Consider the following 26,839-nt stretch of genomic DNA (forward strand, 5'->3'; position numbering starts at 1 on the left):
CCGCTCCCCGGCGGGCCGGAAAACGGAAGGGCGGGGATTCTAGCCCAGACCGGCCGCCGGCTCAAGCCGGGCGCGGATATGAAACAACACCACCCCGGTGGCCACCGACACGTTCAGGCTCTGCACATCGCCGGCCATGGGGATCGCCAGCAGGTCGTCGCAGCCCTCCAGGGTGAGGCGGCGCAGGCCCTCGCCCTCGGCGCCCATCACCACCGCCAGGCCGGCGGGGGGCGCGTAGTCGAACAGGGAGGCGCTGCGCTCGTGCAGGGCGGTGCCGGCGATGCGCACCTGGCGCTCCTTGAGCCGCTCCAGCAGGCGCGCCAGGTTGCCGACCTCGAAATAGGCCAACGACTCGGCGGCGCCGGCGGCGCTGCGGCAGGCCACCGGGGTCAGGCCGGCGGCGTGGCGGCGCGGCACGATCACCGCGTCGACGCCGGCGGCGTCGGCGCTGCGCAGGCAGGCGCCCAGGTTATGCGGGTCGGTGACGCCTTCCAGAATCAGCAGGAACGGCGGCCGGCCGAGCCGGTCCAGGTGGTTGTCCAGGGCCAGCTCGTCGCCGGACCGGCGCGGCCGGGCGCGGGCCGCCACGCCCTGGTTCTGGGGGCCGGCCAGCTTGTCCAGGGACTCGCGGCGCGCCATCTGCACGGCGATGCCCTGGTCGCGGGCGGCGATGATCAGCGTCTCCAGGCGGGCGTCGCCGCGCTTCGCCCGGCTGTCCAGCACGAACAGCTCCAGCACCGCTTCCGGGCGGTGCCGCAGCAGCGACTCCACCGCGTGGATGCCGGAATACATCAGCGGTTTGGGCTGACCCTTGCTCATCGGCGGCGGCGTCCCTTGCGGGCACCGCTTTTCTTGGCCGCGGCTTTCTTGGGCAGCTCACCACGGGCCAGCTTCTCGCGCTCGGAACCGCCGCCCTTGGTATTGCCGCTGGAGGATCTGCTGCCACCGGACGCCTTGCCGCCGCCCTTGCGGCCGCCGCGCGGCTTTTTCGACGGGGTGCTGCTGATCAGCTCCAGGTCGATCTTGCGCTCTTCGGTGTGCACACCGGCCACCTTCACGCGCACGCCGTCGCCAAGGCTGAAGCGGCGCCCGGAGGACTCGCCCACCAGCGCCATGTTGACGTCGTCGAAGTGGTAGTAATCGCTGTCCAGGTTGGCCACGTGCACCAGGCCGTCGATGTTCAGGTCCTGGATCTGCACGAACAGGCCGAAGGCGGCCACGCCGCTGACCACGCCGTCGAACTCCTCGCCCAGACGATCTTCCATGAACTGGCACTTGAGCCATTGCACCACGTCGCGGGTGGCCTCGTCGGCGCGCCGCTCGGTCATCGAGCAGTGCTCACCCATGGTGATCATGTCGCTCTGGCTGTACGGCAGGATGTGATCCCGGGGGATCGCCGGCAGCTCGCCCGGGTTGTCCGCGTGGGGCGTTTCGCCGCCGCCCCGGATCAGGAAGCGGATGGCGCGGTGCACCAACAGGTCCGGGTAGCGGCGGATCGGCGAGGTGAAGTGGGTGTAGGCGTTGTAGGCCAGACCGAAATGGCCCTTCACCTCGGCCTCGTACTTCGCCTGGGACATGGTGCGCAACATCATGGTCTGGATCACCTGGCGGTCCGCGCGCTCGGCGATCACCTCGGCGAGCTGCTGGAACACCTGGGGCCCGATGGGGCCTTCCGACCAGGCCAGGGACAGGCCCAGGCCACCCAGGAACTGCTGCAGGTTGGACAGGCGCTCTTCCTTGGGCGGCTCATGGTTACGGTACAGCGCCGGCACCTCGGCCTTCTCCAGCAGCCGGGCGGCGCAGATGTTGGCCGCCAGCATGGCCTCCTCGATCATCACGTGGGCCACGTTGCGGTGCACCGGCACGATGTCGCGGATCTTCTGGTTCTCGTCGTAGAGCATGCGACTCTCGTCGCTCTCGAAGTCGATGGCGCCGCGCAACTCGCGACGCCGGCGCAGGGCGCCGTACATCTCATGGAACGCCCAGATCGAATCCAGGGACTCGTCGTCCAGGCTCTCCACGGTCTCCACCGCCAGGGGCGATTCCGGCTCCTCGATCAGCGCGCCCACCTTGGTGTAGGTGAGGCGGTGACGGGAGCGCATCACGCCCTCGCGGAACACGAAGCGCGACACCCGGCCGTTGGCGGACACCAGCATGTCGCAATACAGACACAACCGGTCCACATGGGGGTTCAGCGAACACAGACCGTTGGACAGGGCCTCGGGCAGCATCGGCACCACCCGGTTGGGGAAGTACACCGAGTTGCCGCGCTTGTGGGCCTCGTTGTCCAGGGCGCTGCCCGGATGCACGTAGTGGCTCACGTCGGCGATCGCCACGATCAGCCGCCAGCCGCCGCGCTTGCGACGCTCCACATAGACCGCGTCATCGAAGTCGCGGGCGTCCTCGCCGTCAATGGTCACCAGCGGCAGGTCGCGCAGGTCCACCCGGTGGGCCTTGGCGGGATGCGGCACCTCGGCGCCGAAACGGTCGGCTTCCTGTTCCACGCCGTCCGGCCATTGGTGGGGAATCTCGAAGCGGCGCAGGGCCACGTCCACTTCCATGCCCGGCTGGTCCGGGGTGGCGATGATCTCTTCCAGCCGCACCAGCACATTGTGGTCCCGGGACGGGTACTGGGTGATTTCGGCGCGCACATGGTCACCGGGGCCCGGCTTCAGACCGTTGTGATCCTCGACCAGCACTTCCTTGGTGATGCGCCGGTTCTCCGGGTCGATAAAGGCGACGCCGGCCTCCTGACGATAGCGACCGACGATCTCGGTGACCGCCCGCTCGGCGATCTCGACGATGCGCGCCTCTTCCTTGCCGAAGCGGTTGAAGCCGGCCACGCTGACCAGCACCCGGTCGCCGTCCATCACCTTCTGCATCTGGCGCGGCGCCAGAAACAGGTCCTTACGGTCGGCGTCGTCGGCGATCAGGAAGCCGAAGCCGTCCCGGTGCGCCTGCACCCGGCCGGCGATCAGGTCCATGCGCGAAGCGATGCCCACCTTGCCGTTGCGGTTCTCCACCAGCTGGCCGTCGCGCAACATCGCTTTGAGACGGCGTTCCAGCCCCACTTCGCCGTCTTCGCCCACCTCCAGGATGTCGGCGAGCTCATGCTTGCCGAGCGGCTTTCCCTGGTCGTCGAGGACCTTGAGGATCAGCTCACGGCTGGGAACCGGATTGTCGTACTTTTCCGCTTCCCGATCCGCGTGGGGATCCTCGTAGCGTTTCCTGGATGACATTCAAAAACCTCTATGAAAATACATGTATGACACCCCTCATCGGGCGCCGCCGGCGGCGCGCTGAGCGGCGCTGGCGGTGGCTACCTTAACGCAGCGGAGAAAAGAGAGGAAATCAACCGTTGACATCCGGCCATCATATACTAGAATGCACGCGCTTTCGCGATACAGGCCCAGCGGGTTGGTATCGATAAGCCGAGGTGGTGAAATTGGTAGACACGCTAGCTTCAGGTGCTAGTGGGGGCAACCCCGTGGAGGTTCAAGTCCTCTCCTCGGCACCAATTCAGGATGAGCTCCAGGAGCTCACCGGCAAAAGGGCTCCCTCCGGGAGCCTTTTTTGTTTCCGCGGTTCGCGCCGCCCTCTCCTCCAACGACAAAGGCCCGACACCATGCGCCTTTTTCTTGCCACTCTGGCCCTGACCCTCGGCCTGACCCTGGCGCCCCCGGCCCCCGCCCAGGACAACGGCGCGGTGCACCCGGAAGTCCAGAAGGCCAACGCCCAGCGCGAGAAGATCAAGCACCGCGAGCGGATGCTGATGCTGTTCCCCGCCGGCGTGCTGGGGCTGACCATCGCGCTGATCATCTTTACCCGCCGCCGGCGCTGACTGTCTCGTCACCTCAGTCCAACAGGTCCGAATAATCGCGATCGCGGTAATCCGCCAGCCCCTGCCAGGGCATGCTGGCCGGCGCGGCCAGCGGCGTGGCGCGAAGGGTTCTGCCGGACAGACCCTGCTTGCCCTGGGCCGTGATCGACACCGCGTAACGGCCTTTCGGGTCCCACACCAGGGTGATGCGCTGATCGCCCCGATCCAGCTGGTAGGTTTCCCGGCCCTGTTCATCAATGGATGCCGGCTGCATGGCGGCCAGCGCCCGGGGATCCGCCAGCGCCCAACTCTCCGCCCAGTGGCCATCGAAACCGACATTGCCGTAATAGGGCGGCGCGATATCGATGAGCCGTTTTTCATGGCGGTCCACCAGCTTCACGTCCAGACCGCCCTGGTCATCGCGGCGAATCCACAGCGGCGCGCCGATCACATCGGCGTGCTTATGGCCCAGGCCACCGTGGGCGTGCTGATCGTGTTGCCGCTCCGCGGCCTCAGGAATCTCCCGCTCGACCCACAGCGCGTTTTCCTCACGGTACAGGGTTTCCGCGTAGTCCATTTGCTGGCGTACGCCGTCGCGGCCGATCTGCCATTGCTGGTATTCCACACGCAGTGCCTCGGCGGGCTGCGCCCAGGCGGCGGTGACCGGCATCGCCAGCATCAGCGCCACGCCCAGAGCCGCCAGGCGGTGGATGACGTTACTCATGGTTGTTCTCCATAAAAAAGATGGCCCATAAAAAAGGGTGGCCGGGCAGGGCCACCCTTTGAACGGAGGCGTGTTACAGCCCCATGGCGTCCTCAATCAGACCGAACACTTCAATGTTGTCCAGGGTGCCCTTGAACCGTTCACTGCCGGCGCCGCCGGCGGTCAGACGGATATCGCCACCGCCGTGGGTTTCGCTGCCCGGACCACCCAGACGCACGCCCACTTCCTGCAGGTAGTCGTCTTCCAGCACCTCGCTTTCGGTGAGGGTGGCGCGATTGGCTTCGCGGGGCCCGCCGCCATTACCGAACACCAGGGTGGTAAAGGGTTTGCCCTGGGCATCCAGCGCCAGCTCACCACCGCGGTACTCCTTGAGCAGCCCGAGCACCGGGTTGCCGATCTTGGAGTAACCGTTGAACGCCATCACATGGTCGTGGTCCGCGGTCACCACGATCAGGGTGTCGTCCAGGTTCACCTTGCTCACCGCCGTGGCGATCGCTTCGTCGAAGGCCAGGGTGTCTTCCAGAGCGCGCTTGGCGTTGGTGCCGTGCAGTGCGTGGTCGATGCGGCCGCCTTCCACCATCAGGAAGTAGCCGTCCTGATTGCGCGACAGGATATCGATGGCGGCGCCGGTCATGTCCGCCAGGCTGGGCTCGTTCAAGTCGCCGTTGACCCGGTCCAGCTCGTAGTTCAGATCGCTGCTGTTGAAGATGCCGAACAGCTTGTCGGTACCCGCCAGGTTCACGCCGGCCAGCTCGGAACCGGTGCTCACATAGGTGTAGCCGGCGTCCTGCATTTCCACCAGCAGGTCGCGGCCGTCGGTGCGCCGCCCGCCGTCGGTGGTGGGCAGGAAGTGACGGCGGCCACCGCCCAGAATCACATCGATGCCGTCGTCGCCCAGCTCGCCGTTGTAGCCTTCGCCGCCCGGCACCATTTGCGCGGCAATGGTGTTCTCCGCGTTACGGTTGCAGATGTGGGCGTAGGTGGTGGCCGGCGTGGCGTGGGTGATGCGCGTGGTGGACACCACGCCGGTGCCGTAACCGCGAGCCTTGAGGATTTCCAGCAGCGTTTGCGCGCGCTCACCGTTGCCGCTGGCCGGGCAGGTGCTGTCGCCATTGGTCTGGTAAGGATTGCCGTTGGCGTCGTTGGGGTTGGTGTCCGGCGTCATCGAAATCACTTCGTTCTTGGATTTCATGCCGGTCATGTAGCTGGCCATGCCCGGGGCGCTGTCGGTGGTCTGGGCGTCCTCGGAATAGGTTTTGATGCGGGCGGCGTAGGGCAGTTGCTCCATGGCCAGCTTGTGGCTTTCCGGAACCTCCAGGCCCAGTTTTTCACCGGCGTAGATGCGCGCGGCGGTCTGCGTCACCGGGCCCATGCCATCGCCCAGGAAGAAAATGATGTTCTTGGCCTCGGCGGCCGCGTTCTGGGTACCCAGGGCGGCGGCACAGCAAATCAGCGCACCGCCAATGATGGAAGCTTTCATGATGTTCTCCTGCGTGGTCGGCGGTTTATTCCAGATCGAGAATGGCGGTGATCTTCTCGAACACCTCGGTGTTGTCGATGACGCCGTGGAAGGCGTCGGCGCCCATGCCGGTGGCGCCCAGGTAGACGTCACCGCCACCGTGGGTTTCGCTGCTCAACTGGATGGTGGCCTCTTGCAGGTAATCGTTGCCGGCGGTGGTGGTCTCGTTCAGGGCCACGCGGCTGTCCGGCCGGTTCGGGCCGTTGCCGAAGCCGAGGATGGTGTAGGGATTGCCGTCCACGTCGGTGCGAGGTTCACCTTTGTTCGGGCCGTTGGCGTAGTTCTTCACCAGGCCCAGCACGCCGGCGTGGTCCTCGGAGGTGGCGCCGGTGCGCTCGGCGTAGCCGTTGATCACCAGCGTGTGATCGTGATCGGCGGTGACCACGATCAGGGTGTTTTCCAGACCCGGGTCGATGTCTTCCATCTTTTCCAGCGCCGCGGCGATGGCGTTGTCGAAGGCGATGCCGTCGGTGAGCGCGCGCTTGGCGTTGCTGGCGTGCAGCGCATGGTCGATACGACCACCTTCCACCATCAGGAAAAAGCCGCTGTCACGGGCGTGCAGCATATCGATGGCCTTGCCGGTCATCTCTTCCAGGCTCGGCTCCTGCTGGGCAACGCGGTCCAGCTCGTAGCTCATGTCGCTGCTGGTGAAGATACCCAGCACGCGGTCCTCGTCCGCCACGTCCATCAGTTCGGACGTGCTGGAGGCGTACTGGTAACCGGCGTCCTGCATTTCCGCGATCAGATCCCGGCCGTCGGTGCGGCGGCCGCCGTCGTCGTTGGGCAGGAAATGACGGCGACCGCCGCCCAGCACCACGTCGATGCCGTCGCCCAGGGCTTCGTTATAGCCCTCGCCGCCGGGCACCATTTGCGCGGCGATGGTGTTCTCGCCGTTACGGTTGCACAGGTGCGCGTAGGTGGTCGCCGGCGTGGCGTGGGTCACCCGGGTGGTGGTCACCACCCCGGTGGCGTAGCCGCGGGCTTTCATTTTTTCCAGCAGCGTGGCCACCGGCGTGCCGTTGCCTTGCTCACAGGTGGTGTTGCCATCGGCGTCCACGTATTGCGAGCCGTCCGGCGCGTAGGCGTTGGTGCCGGTGCTCATGGAGATGACCTCGTTCTTCATCTTCACGCCGGTCATGTACGCGGCCATGGAAGGCGCGCTGTCGGTTACCTGACCATCCTCGGAATAGGTACGCACGAAGGCGGACTCCGGGAGTCGGTCAATGGTGATGCTGCCGGCTTCACCGGCCTGGTAGATGCGCATGGCGGTCAGGGTGGTGATCCCCATCCCGTCACCCAGAAAGAACAGTACGTTTTTCTTGCTGGTCGCGGCCGGCGGCGCCACGTCGTTGTCGTTGTCACTGTCGCCACCACAGCCCGCCAGAGCCACGGCCAGCGCCAGCCCTGCCATTTTGAGCATTTTCATCGGCTTACCCTGTCATGAAGTCCGTTTTGCCGACCTTACTTGGCCCCAAGGTCGGTCCCGGACCGAGTATTTGCCCGGTTCATGACAATTTTGTGGTGCGCAGTGGTCAGAAAGATTTCAATGTCTTATTAGGAAGGCATTTAAAAACTTACCAGATCATCCTGAAATAATTATAAAAATAAAGATACCGTCAAATCGACCAAAAAAATCAAAATATCCATGCTCCTCTTTCACACTATTGAAACAATCTTCTTTGATAATCAAAAAAAACACAGGAGAACAATATGAAAAACGTACTAATTTTTCTTATAGCAATAGCCTCAACACATGCCATCGCCGCCGGGGACGATTATATAACAGGCCATATCCAGCAGATCGAATACGTATCCGACTCGACATTCAGGGTAAAACTTGACCCGGGACATTGGTGCAACCAAGGGTATCTCGATTTCAAAAGATCCCTTCTTGGAAATACGGCCTACGACAATGCCTTTGCCGCCATGATCGCGGCGCGAACACACAACATCGAGGTATCTATAAAAGTTTTGGCCCTACCAGCAGACGAGTGGTATGACTGGAATTCGTCCGGCACCACGTACCCGTGTTTTTCATATGGGTACATCTATGGAGGCTAATATGAAACGTACATTTTTCCTATTGCTTGCAATTCTTATTAGCCCGCAAAGCAATGCTTTTTCTTTTCAGGAAGCAGGAGCGATTGTAGCAAGATTTGTTTTTTCGCTATCAGGCATATTCAACGAAGATGGCTCATTAAATTCTGGCGGAATAACTTACCGCTCAGCCCAAATATACAAACTAGTAGACCCTCTTTTGGCCGAGGATATTGAGACCCCCAAAATATACATATCCGATAATAAAGCAGCAGCCATAGAGCCTTATCTTTCGGAGAGCCATGTTGGGTTTCGCAGCAGCCTTACGGAGTCGAATCTTCTAACGGTTCGCTATATCCCCTCCCAGCGCTCCGCCCTTGTCTATTGGGACTCAAAAATCATATCCAAAGTGTGCACCTCCTATATTGACAACGCTGGCATAGGGGGAGCCTTTGAGCCAGCATACTCGTTATACAGAATTGTAAACGGCGAGGAAACACTGATTGATGAACAGCAAGAAAAAATTTTTGCGATAGTTGATGACGGTGAACTGTACCCCCAATCAACCCAAGCAACCAAAACTCACATATTTGTTGATGAAGTTCTTTTGGACTACGGCCAAGGAAATACGGGCAAAAGTATTTCTTATAAATTAGTGTATGAGAAGGCCAGCCCGCCCTGCTTCGAAGACAGAAAGCGAACTGAATTAGTTCAGCTAGACGAAAACATGGATGGCTTCCCTGATTTTCAACCGGAAGACAAAGACTATGATAAAAACTACACAGGCAATAACGCGGAAGGGCTAAGCAAAGCGAAACATCTACTATTTTACTATTTGTAAAAACCACCTTTGACTTACTTATCGGCGCCCCGAAATATTTTGGAGCGCCGATCATATCTCAATTTACTTTTTAAAAAGGGAAAACACTTTAAAGTGCATTCTTCCAACCGCCTACCGCACGGCGCTTACCCGAACGGGTGGCGCTTGATGATGGTCTCGGCCCGGTCCGGACCGGTGGAGATAATGTCGATGGGCGCGCCGGTGACTTCCTCGATGCGCTTGAGATAAGCGCGGGCGTTGGCGGGCAGGTCCTCGAGCTTTTTCACGCCGATGGTGGATTCCCGCCAGCCGGGTACCGACTCGTACACCGGCGTCACTTCCGCGTAGCTGTCCGCGTCCCAGGCGCACTCCAGGGTTTCACCGTCGGGGCCTTTGTAGCCCACGCAGATGTTCACCTCTTCCAGGCCGTCCAGCACGTCCAGCTTGGTCAGGCACAGGCCGCTGATCGAATTGATCTGGATGGCCCGTTTCAGGGCGATGGCGTCGAACCAGCCGCAGCGGCGTGCGCGCCCGGTGGTGGAACCGAACTCGTGGCCCTTCTCCGCCAGGTGACGGCCGGTCTCGTCGAACAGCTCGGTGGGGAACGGACCACCGCCCACGCGGGTGGTGTAGGCCTTGGTGATGCCCAGCACGTAGTCCAGATAGAGCGGGCCGAAACCGGAGCCGGTGGCGGTGCCGCCGGCGGTGGTGTTGGAGCTGGTCACGTAGGGATAGGTGCCGTGGTCGATGTCCAGCAGGGTGCCCTGGGCGCCCTCGAACATGATGTTCTCGCCGCGCTCCCGGGCGCCGTGCAGGCGCGCCGTCACGTCGCACACCATGGGCCGGATTTCCTCGGCCATTTCCAGCACCTGGTCCAGGGTCTGCTGGAAGTCCACCGGCTCGGCGTTGTAGAAGCTGCGCAGGATGAAGTTGTGGTAGTCCATCACTTCACCGAGCTTGGCGGCGAACCGCTCACGGTGGAACACATCGCCCAGGCGCACGCCGCGCCGCGCCACTTTGTCTTCGTAGGCCGGGCCGATACCACGGCCGGTGGTGCCGATCTTCTGGGCCCCCCGAGCCACCTCGCGGGCCTGGTCCAGGGCCACGTGCACCGGCAGGATCAGCGGGCAGGCGGACGACAGACGCAGGCGCTCGCGCACCGGCACGTCCTTCTCTTCCAGACCGCGAATTTCCTTGAGCAGGGCCTCCAGCGACAGCACCACGCCGTTGCCGATCAGGCATTGCACGTTTTCACGCAAAATGCCGGAGGGGATCAGATGCAGGACGGTTTTCTTGCCGTCGATCACCAGCGTGTGGCCGGCGTTGTGGCCGCCCTGAAAGCGCGCCACGTAGGCGGCCTGGTCGGTGAGCAGATCGACGATCTTGCCCTTGCCTTCATCACCCCATTGGGTACCGAGAATGACTACGTTCTTGCCCATGGCTGTTCGCTTGGCCTGTCAGGAGGAAATGGGTTGAAGAGTCCAGCCGCCGTCGGCGACCACCAGCTCGCGGTCGCAGCCGAGTTCGGCCGGATCGTTGTCGGCGCCGTCCAGGGCCAGCAGCACGCGCTCGCCCTGGGCGCGCAGTTGCGCGACCCGCTCACGGAAGTCCGGGTCATCGAGCCCGCCGCGGGCCAGAATGCCCGCGCCACGGGGCGCCGGCGTCAGCGACGCCAGCTTCTTGAGATCGGCGCTGAAACCGGTGGCCGGCCGCGCCCGGCCGAATACCTCGCCGATGTGATCGTAGCGGCCACCCTTGGCCAGCGGCTCGCTGTCGCCGGGCAGGTAAGCGGCGAACACACAGCCGGTATGGTAGTGGTAACCGCGCAGTTCGCCCAGGTCCAGATGCACCCGGGCGCCGCCCGCCTCCAGCACCGCCACCAACCGTTCCAGTTCCGCCAGCGCCTCGGTGGCCGCCGGGAAAGCCGCCAGCAGCTCACGGGCCTGGGGGAACACGGCGCCGTCGCCGTCCAGAAACGGCAGCGCCGCCAGGGCGCGGGTGGCGTTGGCCGGCAGCGCGCGCTCGGCCAGGAAGCGGTCCAGTTCGGTGCGCGCCTTGCGCAGGTAAATGTCTTCCAGGGTGCTCTGGTCGGCGGCGCTCAGGTCGCAGGCGCCGAGCACGGCGCGGAAAATGCCCACGTGGCCCAGGTCCAGCACCACCCGGTCGCCGGCGCCGGCCAGTGCCAGGGTGTCGAGCAACAGCAGTACCACTTCCAGATCGCTGTCGGCGCCGGCGTGGCCGAACAGCTCGACGCCGAGCTGATAGGGCAGCCGGGTGCCGCCGGCCTGGGCCGGTTTGGCGCGCAGCGCCGTGGAGCAGTAGCACAGCCGGGTGGGGCCGTTGCGGCGCAGGCCGTGGGCGTCGATGCGCGCCACCTGCGGGGTCATGTCCGCGCGCACGCCCATCAGGCGGCCGCTGAGCTGGTCGGTGATCTTGAAGGTGTCCCGCTCCAGATCACGGCCGGCGCCGTTGAGCAGGGATTCGAGAAATTCGATCAGCGGCGGAAATACCAGTTCGTAGCCCCAGGACCGATACAGGTCCAGGGCCCGCCGGCGCAGTTGTTCGATGGCCCGGGCGCGTTCGGGGAGCACTTCCTCGACACCGTCGGGCAGCAGCCACTGTTCTTCCTGATTCATCCGGGACCGTACCAACAGCAGGAGGCCGGCGAGGCTGGCGCCGCCGGCCCGATGAGTCTCGTGTGTCGCCGCGGGCGGCGACTCGAAGGTGGCGGCCATAACGGCGGGCCACAAAAAAACCGGGTCCTTTGGCCCGGCCGGGGGATTCTAACACGTCCGCCCTGGCGCAGGTACCTTGTGCGGGTACCCCGGCGTCACGACCCGGGCGGGCGCCGTTCGTCGCTCAGCGCCACGAAACGCCAGGCCCCCTGGTGCTCTTCCAGCGGCAGCGTGACGGCGGTGAACGCGGCGACCTTGCGGCGCAGCCGCCAGACCGTGCGGGCCAGCAGGCGGCGACCCGTCGCGCCGCCGGCCCGGCTCAACGCCGCCTCCAGACGGTCACCGCTCAGCCACCCGCCGTCGGCGGCGGCCAGCGTCCGCAGCAGGGCCCGTTCATGACCGTTGAGACCGATGTCCGGCCCGCCCGGCGGGCGCAGCAGCCAGCCCTGCTCCACCAGCCACCAGCCGCCGGTGCCGGGCAGCGCCCCCTGGTCGGCCCGCCGGCGCCGCGCCAGCCGGTTCAGGGTCGCCACCAGCACCCGCGGCTCCACCGGCTTCACCAGATAGGCATCGGCCCCCTCGCGCAGCCCCAGTAACTGGTGCTCGTGGCTGCCGTAGCCGGACAACAGCACCACCGGAATATTGGTATGGCGGCGCAGGCGGCGACTGACCGAGAAACCGTCCTCGTCCGGCAGGCCGATATTGAGGACCACCAGATCGAAGTGCCGGTGGGGGAACTGCCGCCACAGGGAGGCGGCGTCGGCGTAGCTGTCCACGCGGAAGCCGCTGCCGGAAAGATCCTGAACCAGCAGCGCGCGCATCGGGCCATAGTCCTCCACCACCGCCACCCACGGGCGGCGATCAGGCACGACGGCGGCCCCGGCAGGCGACACCGGCGAGGTCCCATCGCGACGCTCGACGCTTTCCCAAACACGGCATAAAGAACGGTCATCACCTGAGCGGCACCGGGATTGGCGTTGATAATCAGCGGGACTCTAGGGAAAACTGTGAACTCGTTCACCAATCTTGATATAGCTGCCCACTCACCCTTCGCTCACCGAACCGAGTCCAGAGGGTGCGCCAGCGCCCGCTCCTCGCTCATCCCGTTCACCAGATAGCCAACCCCGCGCACCGCTTCCAGGGGCAGCGTGCATTCGCTGACCGCGCGAATCTTGCGGCGCAGACGGTAGATCACCATTTCCAGGCGGTGCGGGTCGAAGTCGTGCACGTCCCGGGTCAGGGCGCCGATCAGACTTTCCCGATCGATGGGCCGGCCGCTGGCGCGGATCAGACAGCGCAGCATGTCCCGTTCGTAGGCGGTGAGAATCACGTCCTGCTGGTCCGGGGTGCGCAGCTTCCAGCCGTCCGCCACCAATTGCCAGTCGCCGTCGCCCTGTTCCTGCCCGGCGGCCGGCGGCGGCGCGTGCCGGCCACGCAGGCGCCGGCCCAGACTTTCCAGGGTCGCCACCAGAACAGGGTAATCCACCGGCTTGGTCAGGTAGGCGTCGGCGCCGTGGCGCAGCCCGCGCACCTGATCGGCGCTGGCGGAGTAGCCGGTGAGCATGACGATGCCCACCTGGGAGGAGGTGCGCAGATGTTCCGCCACCGACAAACCATCCTCCCCCGGCAGCCCCACGTCCAGCACGATCAGATCGCAATGGGACACGGTCAGGTGCCGCCACAGCGCGGTGGCGTCGGCGCACCCCTTCACATTGAAACCCTTGGCGGCGATTTCATTGATCACCAGTTCTCGTTGTTCCGCGTCGTCTTCCACGACGACCACGTTGAGCCGTCTTTCGCTCATCCACCCCCTCCTTAGTCGCCGGCCTGTTCCGGCGAAGTGGTCAACATAAACACGTATTGCAGCAACAGCGCCGGGGAAAACGGTTTCGACAACCGCTCCACGTCCGGCGGCAAATCCCGGGCCAACTGCGCGGCCTCGGGCAAATAGTCGGAAACCAGCACCATGGCCAGGTCCGGGTAGCGGGCACGCAGGCGCCGGATCAGGGCCAGGCCGTCCAGGCCGGGCATGCGGTAATCGGTGACCAGCACGTCCGGCACCCGGCCCCGGGCGATCACCCCCCAGGCCTCGCGCCCGTCGCGGGCACTGAGCACCTGGCAGCCGCCCTGCTCCAGGGCCGTCACCAGCACCGAGCGCCATTCATCGTCGTCGTCCACCAGCAACACCCGCGGTGACGCGCCCTCCGCCGCCGGCGCCGTCACCGGCCCCGGCAGCCGCAGCCGGAACCGGCTGCCCCGGCCCGGCGTGCTGTCCACCAGAATCTCGCCGCCGGCCTCGTGAAGCACCCGGCCCACCACCGCCAGCCCCAGGCCGGTGCCGCTGCTCTGGCTCTTGGTGGTGAAAAACGGTTCGAAGATGCGCCGCCGCACCGCCTCCTCCATGCCTTCGCCGGTGTCGCTGAGCGTAATCTCCACCAGCGAGCGGCCGCGCTCGTCCAGCACGCTGTCCACCGCCAGCCGGAAGTGGCCGCCGTCCGGCATGGCGTCGCGGGCGTTGGTGGCCACGTTCAGCACCGCCAGCTCCAGCTGGCCGCGATCGGCGCGCACCGTCAGACTGTCGGCGGGCAACGCCAGCTCGATGCGCACCCGCGGGTCGAACAGCTGTCGCAGCATGCTTTCCAGACCGTGCAGGGCCTCGCCGACATCGAACACTTCGGGATGCGCCACGTCCTGGCGGCTGAAGTTGAGCAGCTTGCGGCTGATCGCCGCGCCCCGGCGGGCGGCGGTCTCCACCCCGGCCAGCGCTTCACGAAGGGGCTCCACGCCGTCGCGCCGTTCGCGCCAGCGGGCGTAGCCGAGAATCACCCCGAGAATATTGTTGAAGTCGTGGGCCACGCCGCCGGCCAGCTGTCCGATGGCCTTCACTTTCTGAACATGCACCAGCTGTTCCATGGTGTGCTCCCGTTCTTCTTTTTCTGCTTTCAGCGAGCGCCGCGCCTGCTCCAAATCCCGATGCCGCTCTTCCACGTCCGCCAAATAGGCCTGCAGCCCGGCCACGGTGCTGTCGAACACCACCGCCACCACCAGAAAGCTGATCATCAGGCCGACGGCGATCTCGCCGACCAGGCCGGGCCGGGTGCCGTTGGCCAGCTCACGGCCGGCCCCCACTAGCACGCACAGACCGATGAACACCAGCGTCGCCCACAGGGCCCGGCGACCGAACAGCAGGCCGGCCAGCGCCAGCGGAAACACATGGGTGATCTGCGCCGGGCCGGGGCCGTTCACGCCGTTCAGCGCGTACACCACCAGAATCACCGCCAGACAGCCGATCAGAAACAAGGCCGCGCCAAACCGGAAGCGCCCCACCCGCACGCACACCAGGCTGATCACCGCCAGCGCCGCCACCCCGCCATGCACCACCAGATAGGTGCGCTCAATGGACGCCAGGGCTCCGCCGCCCAACAGCCGGGTGATCCAGAACGCCGGCACCAGCACGCCGATCAGCAACAGCACCCGTTGCAAGGCCCGGGCCTTGCGGCGATCTCCATCGCCCACCGGCACCCGGGCCAGCCAGTCGCGTGCTTTGTTGTGCATTCCGCCTTTTCTCCCTGCGCCGGCGCGCCCGGGCGTTCATTATGCCATTAATTGACTATTATTCCGCCTGAAGATATCCCACCCTAATGCACCGGAAGCTGCTACGGAATACGTATGAGCGTCCTATTAATACCATTGTTGGCGCCGACGCGTATTCCAACAATGGTCTAAACGCCGCCGGCCCGGTGAGGGGCGACGCCCCGGCAAAAAAAAACCCGCCGTAAGGCGGGTTTTCTCCGATCCGGGCCGGCGTCAGTCCGCCCCGGATTGTTTCATGTACCGGAAGAACTCGCTATCCGGTGACAGGATCAGCAGGTCGTCCGGGGAATTGAAGCTGTCCCGGTAGGCCTGCAGGCTGCGATAGAAGCGGAAGAACTCCCGGTCCTTCGAGTAGGCGTTGGCGTAGATATTGGTGGCGCGGGCATCGCCCTCACCCCGGGTTTTCTGCGCCGCCTCGTAAGCCTGGGCGAGAATCTCGGTGCGCTCCCGATCGGCGGCGGCGCGGATACGCTCGGCCACTTCCCGACCCCGGGCGCGGTGCTCGGCGGCGTCCCGGGCACGCTCGGCGCGCATCCGGTCGAACACCCGGCCACGCACCTGCTCCGGCCAGTCCACCTGTTTCACCCGCACGTCCACCACCTCGATACCCAGATCCTCCAGGGTGGCGGCGTTCACTTCCTGGGCCACGGAATTCATCAGCTCCTCGCGCTGATCGTCCTTCTCCGGGGGCGGGCCGCTGCCCGCGTCCGGATCCGGCTGCGCCTGGGTGACGGCGGCGGCCTCCTCGTCGGCGGCCTGGGCCGCTTCCGCTTCCTCCTCGGCGGAGGTGGTGCCGTTCATCAGTTCACCGGTGCTTACCGCGGACGGGTCCAGCGCCTCGTCGGGCAGCGCGCCGCCCCGGCCGGCCACCACTTCCTGGACGGTGCGCGAAGCGAACTGGTTACGCAGTGCCTCGTTGACGCGCGGATCGAGCAGCTCCCGGGCCCGGCGTTCCATGGCCTGGCCGCTGTTGGCGCCGGCGCCGACGCTGACGATGTAGCGCTGCACGTCGGCGATGCGCCAGGTCACGAAGGCGTCCACGTTGAGCAGCTTCTTCTCGGCGGTGAGAAACGACTGGGTGGGCACGTCGTGGGTGAGCAGGCGGCCGTCCACCCGGATCACCTCGTCGATCAGCGGCACCTTCGGGTAAATGCCCGGCTCGATGTCCGCCTGTTCCACCCGGCTGAAGCGCTTCAGCACGGCCTTCTCGGTTTCATTGACGATGTAGAACGAATCCAGCGCCAGCAGCAACAGCACGCCCACTGCCACCAGCACCAGCCAGCTACGTGTGCCCATCAGCGAATCTCCGTGCGGTTGCTTTGGTACAGACTGCGCGGCGCCTGGCGGCTGCCGCCGCCGTCATCGGCGCCGGCGCTGGACGGGTCCAGATTGCCACCGGCCTTGCCCGCGTCGCCGCTCTGGCCACTGCTCTTGCCGGCGCGGCCCTTGAGCATCTGATCCAGCGGCAGGTACATCAGGCTGTCCCCGTTGGGGATGTCGGCCAGCACCTTGCTGGAGTTGCTCAGCACCTCGGAGACGGTTTGCAGGTAGAGACGCTGACGGGTCACCTCCGGTGCCTTGCGGTATTCGGTCACCATATCGTTGAAGCGCGCCGCGTCACCCTGGGCTTCCGCCACCACGCGGGCCTTGTAGGCGTCCGCCTCGGCCTCCACGCGGGCGCCCTGACCGCGGGCCTGCGGGATCACCGAGTTGTAATAGGCTTCCGCTTCCTTCTTGAAGCGGTCTTCGTCTTCCTTGGCCTTGGCCACGTCGTCGAAGGCGTCGCGCACCGCTTCCGGCGCGGCGGTCTTGTCCAGCACCACCTGGTTGATCACCAGGCCGGTGTTGTAGCGGTCCAGGTAATCCTGCAGCCGCTCGCGCACTTCCAGACGAATGTCCTCGCGGCGGTCCTTCAGCACGCCGTCCATGGTGGAGCTGCCCACCACATGGCGCAGGGCGGAACTGGTGGCGTGCTCAAGAATCGCTTCCGGCGCGCCCACGCGCAGCAGATAGGCCTGCGGGTCCAGCACCTTGTACTGCACCTCCAGGGTCACCGCCACGATGTTGGTGTCCTCGGTGAGCATTTCCTCGCTGAGCTCGTAGCTGCGGTTCTGGCCCACGTCCACCTTCATGGACTGCTCGATGATCGGCGCGCGCCAGTTCAGGCCCGGATCCACCATGCGGTTGAACTCACCGAAGCGCAGCACCACGGCGCGCTGGCTCTGGTCCACCACATAAAAACCCATCAGCACATAGCCGACCGCCAGGATGATCAGGACCACCGCCAGCAGGCCGCCAGGGAAGCCGCCGGACGGCTTCTTGCCGCCACCGCCACCGCCGCTTTTGCCGCCGAACAGATTGTTGATGCGGTCCTTGAGGTTCTTCAGTGCTTCGTCGAGATCCGGGGGACGTTGATCGCCACCGCCGCCACCCCCACCCCAGGGGTCCCTGGGCTTGTTGCCGCCGGGTTCATTCCAGGCCATTGAATTCTCCGTTATCCCGCTCTGTGCGAGCGTTCAGGATTGTAGGAAGGGGTCTCCGCGTCTGCAACCGACGGGTCCGGTACCTTTACCTGTTCTTCGTCCAGCCCCGCCTCGCGCAGCAACCGCTCAAAGTGAACCCGGTTGACGTGCACCCGCAGCAGCATGCCGCCGTCGGTGGCGGCGCGCTCGTCGAGCACCTCGCCGGCCTCGTGCAGCCGCGCGCGCAGCTTGCCCGCCGACGGCGGCAACCGCAACCAGCGGTCCACCCAGCGGTCGGCCAGCCGTTCGGCGATGGCCGCGTACAGCAGGTCGAAGCCCTCGCCGGTGGTGGCCGACAGCCACACCCGCCAGGGCAACCCCTGCTCGTCGCGCTCCACCCTCGGCGCCTCGTCGAGCCGGTCCACCTTGTTGTACACATGCAGCACCGGCACCTGGTCGGCGCCGATTTCCTCGAGCACCTCGTTGACCGCGTCCACGTTGGCATCGCGCTCCTCGGCACTACTGTCTGTCACATGCAGCAGCAAGGACGCGTTAACGGTCTCTTCCAGGGTGGCGCGGAACGCCTGCACCAGCCGGTGGGGCAGATGGCGGATGAAACCCACGGTGTCGGCCAGGATCGCCGGACCGACACCGGGCACCCGCACCTTGCGCAGGGTCGGGTCCAGGGTGGCGAACAACTGGTCCGCCACATAGACGTCACCGGTGGTGAGGGCATTGAACAGCGTCGATTTGCCGGCGTTGGTGTAGCCCACCAGGGAAATCAGCGGGGTTTCCGAGCGGTCCCGGGCGCGGCGGCCCTGGGCGCGCTGCTTGCGCACCTTGTCCAGCCGCGCCTGAATCGAGCGGATGCGCTCGCGCAGCAGACGCCGGTCGGTTTCCAGCTGGGTTTCGCCGGGCCCGCGCAGGCCGATGCCGCCTTTCTGGCGCTCCAGGTGGGTCCAGCCCCGCACCAGCCGGGTGGACAGATGCTGCAGCTGGGCCAGTTCCACCTGCAGGCGCCCTTCGTGGGTGCGGGCCCGCTGGGCGAAGATGTCCAGAATCAGGCCGGTGCGGTCCAGCACCCGGCACTTCACCGCCCGCTCCAGGTTGCGCTCCTGGCCGGGACTGAGGGCGTGGTTGAACAGCACCACGTCCGCCTCGTGCTGGCGCACCAGATCGGCCAGTTCCTCCACCTTGCCGGAGCCGATGAACAACGCCGGGTCGGGCCGGTCGCGTTTGCTCACCAGCTCGGTCACCGGCTCCACGCCGGAGGACGTGACCAGATGATGGAATTCATCCAGGTCCTCGCGGCCCAGGGCGTCGGGCAGGTCCAGGTGCACCAGCACGGCTTTTTCGCCGGCGCCGGTGCGTACCTGTTCGGTACGGTCAAACAGATCCATGGGTTCCAGTGTATCGAAGGGAAAAAACAAAGCCACGCCGGACGGCGTGGCTTTGGCGGGGGTGGGGCGCGACGGACGGCTTATTGGTTGCCGAAATCGTCACCCATGCCCCCCTGGGCGCCGGCTTGATGGCCGCCCTGCATGGCCGGATTGCCGCCACTGCCGGCAGCGCGCGGATTACGGGCCGGCACCACGGTGGAAATGGCATGCTTGTAAACCATCTGGCTCACCGCGTTTTTCAGCAGAACCACGTACTGGTCGAAGGACTCAATCTGACCCTGCAGCTTGATACCGTTCACCAGGAAGATGGAAACCGGGATGCGTTCCTTTCTCAACGCATTGAGAAAAGGGTCTTGTAGCGAGTGCCCTTTTGACATGGCAAATCTCCTTACACATTCATAAAAAGTGAGCGCCCAAGCGTTCGGGCAATCATCAGCGCTTACGTCCGGACTACACGAGGCCGGCCATCCCTGCCGGACGGCCCGTGGGCCAAGGACTTCTCTTTGGCAGCCTTTGTGGGAAAAGGTTTCCGCCCCACCCTCCGTAAAGCCCTGTGTCGACGTGGTCCTCTAATGGGGCTTGGTCCCAATAAAAACAAGCCTCGTGGGGCAACTTCTCCCCGGAACCCTCGGAATCAACTAAACACGGTTTTACAAACGCCTGCAAGACGGGTCGAGCACGCCCTGCGACTCTCGTCACGGGCGCCGTCGTACCAGGTAAGACCGGGCCATTTGCGCAGCCAGGTAAGCTGCCTTTTGGCCAACTGCCGGGTGGCAATAATACCCCTTTCCACCATGGTGGTGTAATCCCAATCGCCTTCCAGATAGTGCCAGACCTGGCGATAGCCCACCGCTTTCAGAGCCGGCAGATCCGCGTGCAGATCGCCGCGGGCGCGCAGCGCCGCCACCTCTTCCACCAGGCCCTCGTCGAGCATGGCCCGGAAGCGCGCCTCGATGCGCCGGTGCAATTCCGCGCGCGGCGGCGCCACCGCCAGGCTCAGCACCGGATGGGGCAGGCCGGGAAAACGGTAAAAGCCGTCCGCCAGCGCCTCGCCGGCGGTGTCGTGCTCACCGTGAAAGGCGCTCAGTGGCCGGCCGGTGAGGCGGTACACCTCCAGGGCCCGCTGCAACCGCTGGCGGTCGGTGGGCTTGAGGCGCGCGGCGCTGGCCGGGTCCACCCGGGCCAGTTCCGCGTGCACCGCCGGCCAGCCGTCCCGTTCCGCCAGGGCGGCGATCCCGGCGCGCACCGCCGGGTCCGCCTCGGGCAGCGGCGCCAGCCCCTCCACCAGCGCCTTGAAGTAGAGCATGGTGCCGCCCACCAGCAGCGGGATCCGACCGGCGGCGACGATCTCGTCGATTTCACGCAGCGCGTCGGCGCGGAAATCCGCCGCGGAGTAAGGCTCCGCCGGGTCCCGGAAACCCAGCAGCCGGTGCGGCGCCCGGGCCAACTCCGCGTCGGAGGGGCGGGCGGCCCCGATGTTCAGGCCCCGATAGACCAGCGCGGAGTCCACGTTGATCAGTTCCACCGGCAGGGTGTGGGCGGCTTCCATGGCCAGCGCGGTCTTGCCGGCGGCGGTGGGCCCCATCAGCAGGATCACCGGCGGTGGGGTGGCGGCCATCTACTGGCCCCGCATGAACAGCCGGTCCAGGTCCTTGACGGTCATCTGGGTCCAGGTGGGGCGGCCGTGGTTGCACTGGCCGGAACGCTCTGTGGCTTCCATATCGCGCAGCAGGGCGTTCATTTCCGGCACCGTCAGGCGCCGGTTGGCGCGCACGCTGCCGTGGCAGGCCATGGTGGAGAGCAGTTCGTCGAGTTTCTGTTCGATCCGTTCGCTGCTGCCCTGGGCAAGCAGATCGGAGAGCACGTCACGCACCAGGGTCTCGCTGTCCGCGTTGCGCAGCAGCGCGGGCACTTCACGCACCACCAGGGTCTCCGGCCCGGCCCGCTCGACCAGGAAACCGAGCCGCTGGAACACCTGGGGCTGCTGCTCGGCGAAGTCCGCCTCCCGGGACGAGACCGCCATGGACACCGGCACCAGCAGTGGCTGGCTGCGCACCTTTTCTTCCGCCCAGTCCCGTTTCATGCGCTCGTAGGTGATGCGCTCGTGGGCGGCGTGCATGTCCACCAGCACCATGCCGTGTTCGTTCTCGGCGACGATGAAGATGCCGTGCAGCTGCGCCACCGCGTAGCCCAGGGGCGGGGTGCGGCCGGCTTCCGGGGCCACGGTCAGATCCGGGGCCGGGCTCACCAGGGTCCCGTAGGCACCGGCCTGGCGGGCCCCGTCGGCGATGCCGCCGGGACGCGCCGGCGCGGCGCCGCCGTAGCCCGCGTAACCGACGCCACCGGCGCCGCCGGCATTGAAACCACCCTGGCCCATATCGCCCGTGCCGGTGGCGGCCGGCTCCTCGCGGGGCGTGGTCAGCGGCATGTGCCCCTGGGTCGGCGCCACCTCGGCGGTGACCGGCGCCCGCTCCGCGCGCCCGTCGTCGCCGGGGCGCACCTCGGCGATGGCCCGGTGCAGAGTGCGGAACAGGAAGTCGTGCACCTGGCGCTGCTCGCGGAACCGCACTTCGTGTTTGGTGGGGTGCACGTTGACGTCCACCAGCGCCGGATCGACCTCGAAAAACAGCACATAGGCCGGGTGGCGGCCGTGGTAGAGCACGTCGGAATAGGCCTGGCGCACCGCGTGGCTGACCACCTTGTCGCGGATCACCCGGCCGTTGACGTAGAAATACTGCAGGTCGGCCTGGGCCCGGGAAAAGGTGGGCAGGCCCATCCAGCCGTGCAGGCGCAGGCCACCGTGCTCGATGTCCACTTCCAGGGCCTGTTCCATGAACGCCCGACCGCACAGGCGCGCCACCCGGGCGGCGCGCAGGGTGGCGTCGTCGCCGGCGGGCAGTTGATGGATCACCTTCTGGTTATGGGTGAGCCGGAAGCCGGTCTGGAATTCGCTCAGGGCGACCCGCCGGAACACCTCTTCCAGATGATTGAATTCGGTTTTTTCGGTGCGCAGGAAACGGCGCCGGGCCGGGGTGTTGAAGAACAGGTCGCGCATGGTCACGGTGGTGCCGCGCGGGTGCGCCGCCGGCGCCACGCTGGGCGCCATGTCGCGGCCTTCCACGGTGACCTGCCAGCCCTGCGGCTGGTCGCCGTCGTTGCTGGCCAGGGTCAACCGCGATACCGAACTGATCGCCGCCAGGGCCTCGCCCCGGAACCCCAGGGTACCGATCGCTTCCAGGTCTTCCTGGCTTTGAATCTTGCTGGTGGCGTGCCGGGACAGGGCCAGCGGCAGATCGTCGGGGCCGATGCCGCCGCCGTCGTCGCGCACCTTCACCAGCTTGATGCCGCCCTGCTCCACGTCCACGGTGATCTGCCGGGCGCCGGCGTCCAGGGCGTTTTCCAGCAGCTCCTTGAGCACCGAGGCAGGCCGCTCCACCACCTCGCCGGCGGCGATCTGGTTGGCGAGTCGGGAATCCAGCCGGTGAATCTTTGCCACGGTTCGGGACCTCAGGATTGCGGGATAACCAGCGTCTGGCCGACGATGATGCGGTCATCCTGAATATTGTTGGCGGTGCGCAGCGCCTGCTCGGTGACCTGATGCCGGCGGGCGATGCCGGACAGGGTGTCGCCGGGCTGAATCCGGTACTGGCCGCTGTTGTGGGAACGCTGCGCGGCAAACCAGCTGCCCGGCGCCGGGTGGGTTCGGAAGTACCGTTCCACGCCCGCCACGATGGAGCGCGCGAGTTTGTCCTGATGGGCACTGGAACGCAACTTGCTGGCTTCCTCCTTGTTGGAGATAAAGCCGGTCTCCACCAGCACCGACACCATCTCCGGCTCCTTGAGCACCACGAAGGCGGCCTGTTCCACGGTGTCGCGGCCGCCGTGCAGCCGGGTGATCTGCCCCATTTCGCCGAGAATCTGGCGGCCAAGATAGAGGCTGTGGGCCATGGAGCCGCTCATGCGCATGTCGGCGAGCACGCTGAGCAGATTGGAATCGTCCTTTTCTTCCTCGTAGACGCCGGCCACCTTGTCGGATTCGTTGGCCATCTCCGCCAGGTAACGGGCGCGGGCGCTGGTGGCCCCCCGGTTGGACAGGGCGAATACGCTGGCGCCGTGGGCGCGCGGGTCGGTGAAGGCGTCGGCGTGGATCGAGATGAACACATCCGCATGGTTGTCCTGGCGGGCAATGCGGCGGCGCTCCGCCAGCGGCACGTAGTAGTCGCCGTCGCGCACCAGCACCGCCTTCATACCGGGCTGGGCGTCGATGCGCGCCTTCACCTTCTTGGCGATCTGCAGCACCACGTCCTTCTCGCGCAGGCCGCCGGGGCCGGAGGCCCCCGGGTCCTCGCCGCCGTGGCCCGGGTCCACGGCGACGATCATGGCGCGCGGCGCGCCGCTGTCCACCTCCGGTTTGTCCACGGTTTTCACCGGTTCCGGCGTGCTGTCGAACAGGTCCACCACCAGCCGCCAGTCGTGGGGCGCCACCGGCTTGAGCAGGTTGGTGCGTGGCCGCACCGCCTCGGACAGGTCGAACACCACCCGGGTCATGCCCGGGTGCTGCCCCACGCGGATGCCGGTGATCGGGCTGTCGCTGATGTCCAGGGTGCCCATGTCGAAGTTCAGCTCGGTGTCCGGCAGATCCACCACGATGCGGTCCGGATTGGCCAGCTTGTCCAGGGACAGTTCCACCGGCTTGGGCAGGTCGAACACGATCCGGGTATGGTCCGGCGCCCGGTGCAGACGCACGGAATCCACGGTGACCGCCTGGGCCAGGCCGCTGAGCAGCAGGCCCAGCGCCAGCAGCGTCCGGGTCAGGACCCGGCGCGGGCCGTTATTGCGTTGATTGGCAGCGCGTTCAGTGTTGGCCATGGGCCCATTCCAGGTTGGCATGTCGTCCCCGTCCCTCCACGGCCAGGGTCACGGTCAGGTCCGGCGCCGGAATCATGCCCCGGCCACGTTCCGGCCACTCCAGCAGGCACAGGGCCCGACCGTCAAAATAATCACGGATACCGATCATCTCCAGCTCCTCGGGATCCCCGAGCCGGTACAGATCGAAATGATAGATAGGGACCCCGCCGGTTTCATAGGGTTCCACCAGGGTATAGGTGGGGCTCTTCACCGCGCCCTGGTGCCCCAGGGCCCGCAGCAGGCCGCGCACCAGGGTGGTCTTGCCGGCCCCCAGGTCGCCGCGCAGGTAGACGCAGGCGCCCGGTTTCAGACGGCGCGCCAGGTCCGCCCCCAGGGCCAGGGTGGCGTCCTCGTCGGCGAGCCGGTGCTGTTCAGTGGTCGTGCCCATTCAATTCCCGGCGCAGGTCGGTCAACAGATCGGTGGCCAGCAGGCCCCGTTCCCCATCACGGCGCGCCGCGCCGTCGGCGGCGCGGGCGTGAATCATGGCGCCCAGGGCGGCCGCCGGGTACGGCGGCAGGCCCTGGGCGCGCAGCGCGGCGATCACCCCGGTGAGCAGGTCGCCCATGCCGCCGCTGCCCATGCCCGGGTTGCCGTCGCTGATCAGGGCGGTGCCCTCGGCGCCGCGCACTAGGGTACCCAACCCCTTGAGCAGCACCGCGCCGCCGTAACGGGCGGCCAGCGAATCCACCGCCGCGAAGCGGTCACCCTGCACGGCGCCGGTGCCGCTGTCCAGCAGCCGGGCCGCCTCGCCGGGGTGCGGCGTCAGCACCCAGTCCTGGCGGGCGTCCGGTCGCCATTCGGCGATCAGCGTCAGCGCGTCGGCGTCCACCACCAGGGGCAGGCCGCTGTCCAGGGCGGCTTCCAGCAGGGCGCGGCCCCAGGCGTCCAGCCCCAGGCCCGGCCCGATCGCCACCACCGTGGCCCGCTCCAGCAGCGGCGCCAGCTGGTCCACGTCGTCCACCGCCCGCGCCATCACTTCCGGCTGGCGGGCCAGCAGCGGCGCCACGTGCTCCGCCCGGGTGGCCAGGCTCACCAGGCCGGCGCCGGCGTGGGCGGCGGCCTGGGCGGTCAGCATCGGGGCGCCGCCGAAACCGTGGTCGCCGCCGATCACCAGCACGTGGCCGTAGGTTTTCTTGTAGCCGTCCCGCTGGCGCGGCGGCAGCCAGCGCGCCCGGTCCGCCGGCGTGGGCCGCCACACCGGGGCGTCGATGCGCCGGTGCACCCGCGCCTCCACGCCCAGGCCCTCGAACAGCAGCTCGCCGGTGCACACCGGCCCGATGCCGGTGAGCAGGCCCCGGTTGACGCCGATAAAGGTGAGCGTGCAGGTGGCGTGCAGCACCGCGCCGGTGGAGGCGCCGCTGTCGGCGGCCAGCCCAGAGGGCACGTCCACCGCCAGCACCGGTTTGCCGAGCCGGTCCAGGGCCTGGATCAGTGCCTTCTTGTCGTCGCGCAGCGGGCCGGACAGGCCGGTGCCGAGCAGCGCGTCCACCAGCACCGGCGCCTCCGTGGGCAGACTGTCCGGCGACAGGGGGTGCATCGGCACGCCCCGGTCGCGGGCGCGCCGCGCCATGGTCAGCGCGTCGCCCTTGAGTGCCTCCATCGGCCGGTCCTGAAAGATCACCGGTTGCAGACCGGCCTCGCGGGCCAGGCGCGCCACCACGTAGCCGTCGCCGCCGTTGTTGCCGCCGCCGCACAGAATCGCCGGCCGGGTCACCTCGGGCCAGCGCTGCACCAGCAGCTCGAAGGCGGCGCGCCCGGCCCGTTCCATCAACTGTTCACCGCTCAGCCCGGCCTCGCCGGCCAGACGGTCCAGCTCACGGGTCTGAGCGGCGCTGTAAAGACGATCGGGTAACGATCTTACCGACATGGACTGTTATCCTTGGCTCCGCCGTGGCGATGGGCTGCGCGCCCAGTATACCTGTTCTGTTTTCATCCTCGGAGGGTGGTCAGCTTGGCCGATCAACGCAGCGCCCCGGAACGACAAGGGTCCAATCATCCACGGCCGCAATGGGACCTGTACGGTCTGCATCTGGCCGCCTTCATGCTCGCCGGCACCGCTCTGTTCGCCAAGCTGGTGCCCCTGCCGGCGCTGGACATCACCGGGCTGCGCGGCGGCATCGCCGCCGTGGCCCTGTTGCTGGTGATGGCGGCGCGCCGCGCCCCTCTGCGCCTGCCGGGCCGACGCCACTACGCGGCCATGCTGGTGGGCGGGCTGCTGTTCGCGGTGCACTGGATGACCTACTTCCATGCCATGCAGGTGTCCACGGTGGCGGTGGGCGTGGTGGCGCTGCTGACCTTCCCGGTGATCACCGCGGTGATCGAACCGCCCCTTTTACAGCAACGCCCCCCGCACGGCTACGCGCTGCTGGCCGGCCTGGGCGTGCTCGCCGGCGTCACCCTGATCGGCCTGGAAAGCGGCCTGGGCGGCAATGTGCCGCTGGGCCTGGCGGTGGGCGTGTTTTCCGCGGTGCTCTATTCGCTGCGTAATTTATTGCAAAAACGTTTTCTGGACGGCGTCTCCGGGCCCCAGGTGATGCTCTACCAGGGCGCCATCACGGCGCTGGTGTTCGCGCCCTTCCTGAGTGTTTCCCCCACCGCACTGTCGGCGGGCACCTGGGGCCTGATGCTGCTGCTCGGCACCGTGTTCACCGCCGTGCCCCATACCCTGATCACCCACGGCCTGCGCCGCTTGAGTGCCACCACGGTGTCCTTCACCCTGGCCCTGCAAGTGCCCTACGCCACCCTGCTGGCCGCCCTGGTGCTGGAGGAAACGCCCGGGCCGCTGGCGCTCACCGGCGGCGCCCTGGTGGTGGCGGCGTCGCTGTTCGTCACCGCCCGGCAGCGCCGCGACGCGGCCCGGGTGGCGGTGGCCGACTAAG

Annotated in this window: 23 protein-coding genes and 1 tRNA gene; 5 read left to right on the top strand and 19 right to left on the bottom strand. The window is 66.5% G+C overall.

The window, feature by feature from the left end:
- Positions 1-39: 39 nt before the first annotated feature.
- Together rlmB and rnr are read right to left on the bottom strand one after the other, a co-directional pair.
- Complete coding sequence (gene rlmB, locus IM760_RS04855; RefSeq protein ID WP_204427414.1) at positions 40-819, bottom strand: 23S rRNA (guanosine(2251)-2'-O)-methyltransferase RlmB; 780 nt, start codon at positions 817-819, stop codon at positions 40-42.
- Positions 816-3,239, bottom strand: coding sequence for a ribonuclease R (gene rnr, locus IM760_RS04860; RefSeq protein ID WP_204427415.1), 2,424 nt, complete (start codon positions 3,237-3,239; stop codon positions 816-818). Before rnr ends, rlmB begins: the two co-directional genes overlap by 4 nt.
- 191 nt (positions 3,240-3,430) lie before the next feature.
- Here rnr and IM760_RS04865 point away from each other — a divergent pair.
- Positions 3,431-3,517, top strand: a tRNA-Leu gene (locus IM760_RS04865).
- 108 nt (positions 3,518-3,625) lie between these two features.
- Complete coding sequence (locus IM760_RS04870; RefSeq protein ID WP_204427416.1) at positions 3,626-3,841, top strand: hypothetical protein; 216 nt, start codon at positions 3,626-3,628, stop codon at positions 3,839-3,841.
- A gap of 13 nt (positions 3,842-3,854) precedes the next feature.
- On the opposite strand, the gene IM760_RS04875 is transcribed toward IM760_RS04870, so the two are convergent.
- The 3 genes from IM760_RS04875 to IM760_RS04885 all read right to left on the bottom strand — a co-directional run bounded on the left by IM760_RS04875 (position 3,855) and on the right by IM760_RS04885 (position 7,489).
- A complete protein-coding gene (locus IM760_RS04875) occupies positions 3,855-4,544 on the bottom strand; it encodes a hypothetical protein (RefSeq protein WP_204427417.1) in 690 nt (229 codons plus the stop codon).
- Positions 4,545-4,617: 73 nt separating this feature from the next.
- On the bottom strand, positions 4,618-6,024 hold the full coding sequence (locus tag IM760_RS04880; RefSeq protein WP_204427418.1) for an alkaline phosphatase: 1,407 nt from the start codon (positions 6,022-6,024) through the stop codon (positions 4,618-4,620).
- Between the two features lie 25 nt (positions 6,025-6,049).
- The gene (locus tag IM760_RS04885) at positions 6,050-7,489 is read right to left on the bottom strand and encodes an alkaline phosphatase (protein ID WP_204427419.1); all 1,440 of its coding nucleotides are present in this window, start codon (positions 7,487-7,489) and stop codon (positions 6,050-6,052) included.
- A 284-nt stretch (positions 7,490-7,773) separates the two neighbouring features.
- Between IM760_RS04885 and IM760_RS04890 the strand changes: the two genes are divergently transcribed.
- Together IM760_RS04890 and IM760_RS04895 are read left to right on the top strand one after the other, a co-directional pair.
- Positions 7,774-8,124, top strand: a complete 351-nt coding sequence (locus IM760_RS04890; RefSeq protein ID WP_204427420.1) for a hypothetical protein — start codon at positions 7,774-7,776, stop codon at positions 8,122-8,124.
- A gap of 1 nt (position 8,125) precedes the next feature.
- Positions 8,126-8,941, top strand: a complete 816-nt coding sequence (locus IM760_RS04895) for a hypothetical protein (RefSeq protein ID WP_204427421.1) — start codon at positions 8,126-8,128, stop codon at positions 8,939-8,941.
- A gap of 125 nt (positions 8,942-9,066) precedes the next feature.
- On the opposite strand, the gene IM760_RS04900 is transcribed toward IM760_RS04895, so the two are convergent.
- From IM760_RS04900 to IM760_RS04965, 14 genes are all read right to left on the bottom strand, one after another.
- Positions 9,067-10,359: an adenylosuccinate synthase gene (locus IM760_RS04900; RefSeq protein WP_204427422.1), complete on the bottom strand. Its 1,293-nt coding sequence runs from the start codon at positions 10,357-10,359 to the stop codon at positions 9,067-9,069.
- Positions 10,360-10,377: 18 nt separating this feature from the next.
- Positions 10,378-11,556, bottom strand: a complete 1,179-nt coding sequence (locus tag IM760_RS04905) for an ATP phosphoribosyltransferase regulatory subunit (RefSeq protein ID WP_204427423.1) — start codon at positions 11,554-11,556, stop codon at positions 10,378-10,380.
- A 194-nt stretch (positions 11,557-11,750) separates the two neighbouring features.
- Positions 11,751-12,464 (bottom strand): response regulator, encoded by a 714-nt coding sequence (locus IM760_RS04910; RefSeq protein WP_204427424.1) that lies wholly within the window; start codon positions 12,462-12,464, stop codon positions 11,751-11,753.
- A 185-nt stretch (positions 12,465-12,649) separates the two neighbouring features.
- Positions 12,650-13,399, bottom strand: coding sequence for a response regulator transcription factor (locus tag IM760_RS04915; RefSeq protein ID WP_204427425.1), 750 nt, complete (start codon positions 13,397-13,399; stop codon positions 12,650-12,652).
- Between the two features lie 11 nt (positions 13,400-13,410).
- On the bottom strand, positions 13,411-15,150 hold the full coding sequence (locus IM760_RS18985) for a hybrid sensor histidine kinase/response regulator (protein WP_204427426.1): 1,740 nt from the start codon (positions 15,148-15,150) through the stop codon (positions 13,411-13,413).
- A 252-nt stretch (positions 15,151-15,402) separates the two neighbouring features.
- Positions 15,403-16,485: a protease modulator HflC gene (hflC, locus tag IM760_RS04925; protein WP_204427427.1), complete on the bottom strand. Its 1,083-nt coding sequence runs from the start codon at positions 16,483-16,485 to the stop codon at positions 15,403-15,405.
- Positions 16,485-17,672, bottom strand: a complete 1,188-nt coding sequence (hflK, locus tag IM760_RS04930) for an FtsH protease activity modulator HflK (protein WP_204427428.1) — start codon at positions 17,670-17,672, stop codon at positions 16,485-16,487. The genes hflC and hflK overlap by 1 nt, the downstream gene beginning before the upstream one ends.
- Before the next feature lie 11 nt (positions 17,673-17,683).
- Positions 17,684-19,051 (bottom strand): ribosome rescue GTPase HflX, encoded by a 1,368-nt coding sequence (hflX, locus tag IM760_RS04935; RefSeq protein WP_204427429.1) that lies wholly within the window; start codon positions 19,049-19,051, stop codon positions 17,684-17,686.
- 80 nt (positions 19,052-19,131) lie between these two features.
- A complete protein-coding gene (gene hfq / locus IM760_RS04940) occupies positions 19,132-19,428 on the bottom strand; it encodes an RNA chaperone Hfq (protein ID WP_204427430.1) in 297 nt (98 codons plus the stop codon).
- A 257-nt stretch (positions 19,429-19,685) separates the two neighbouring features.
- The gene (gene miaA / locus IM760_RS04945; RefSeq protein WP_204427431.1) at positions 19,686-20,669 is read right to left on the bottom strand and encodes a tRNA (adenosine(37)-N6)-dimethylallyltransferase MiaA; all 984 of its coding nucleotides are present in this window, start codon (positions 20,667-20,669) and stop codon (positions 19,686-19,688) included.
- Positions 20,670-22,547 (bottom strand): DNA mismatch repair endonuclease MutL, encoded by a 1,878-nt coding sequence (gene mutL / locus IM760_RS04950; protein ID WP_204427432.1) that lies wholly within the window; start codon positions 22,545-22,547, stop codon positions 20,670-20,672. It lies immediately after the preceding gene.
- Positions 22,548-22,558: 11 nt separating this feature from the next.
- Complete coding sequence (locus IM760_RS04955; RefSeq protein WP_204427433.1) at positions 22,559-23,920, bottom strand: N-acetylmuramoyl-L-alanine amidase; 1,362 nt, start codon at positions 23,918-23,920, stop codon at positions 22,559-22,561.
- On the bottom strand, positions 23,907-24,347 hold the full coding sequence (gene tsaE, locus IM760_RS04960) for a tRNA (adenosine(37)-N6)-threonylcarbamoyltransferase complex ATPase subunit type 1 TsaE (RefSeq protein ID WP_204427434.1): 441 nt from the start codon (positions 24,345-24,347) through the stop codon (positions 23,907-23,909). The genes IM760_RS04955 and tsaE overlap by 14 nt, the downstream gene beginning before the upstream one ends.
- The gene (locus tag IM760_RS04965) at positions 24,331-25,827 is read right to left on the bottom strand and encodes an NAD(P)H-hydrate dehydratase (RefSeq protein WP_204427435.1); all 1,497 of its coding nucleotides are present in this window, start codon (positions 25,825-25,827) and stop codon (positions 24,331-24,333) included. Before IM760_RS04965 ends, tsaE begins: the two co-directional genes overlap by 17 nt.
- A gap of 84 nt (positions 25,828-25,911) precedes the next feature.
- Here IM760_RS04965 and IM760_RS04970 point away from each other — a divergent pair, with 84 nt between their 5' ends.
- Positions 25,912-26,838, top strand: a complete 927-nt coding sequence (locus IM760_RS04970; protein WP_204427436.1) for a DMT family transporter — start codon at positions 25,912-25,914, stop codon at positions 26,836-26,838.
- The last annotated feature ends 1 nt before the right edge of the window (position 26,839 follow it).

This window comes from Alloalcanivorax marinus (assembly GCF_016906305.1).
GTDB lineage: Bacteria > Pseudomonadota > Gammaproteobacteria > Pseudomonadales > Alcanivoracaceae > Alloalcanivorax > Alloalcanivorax marinus.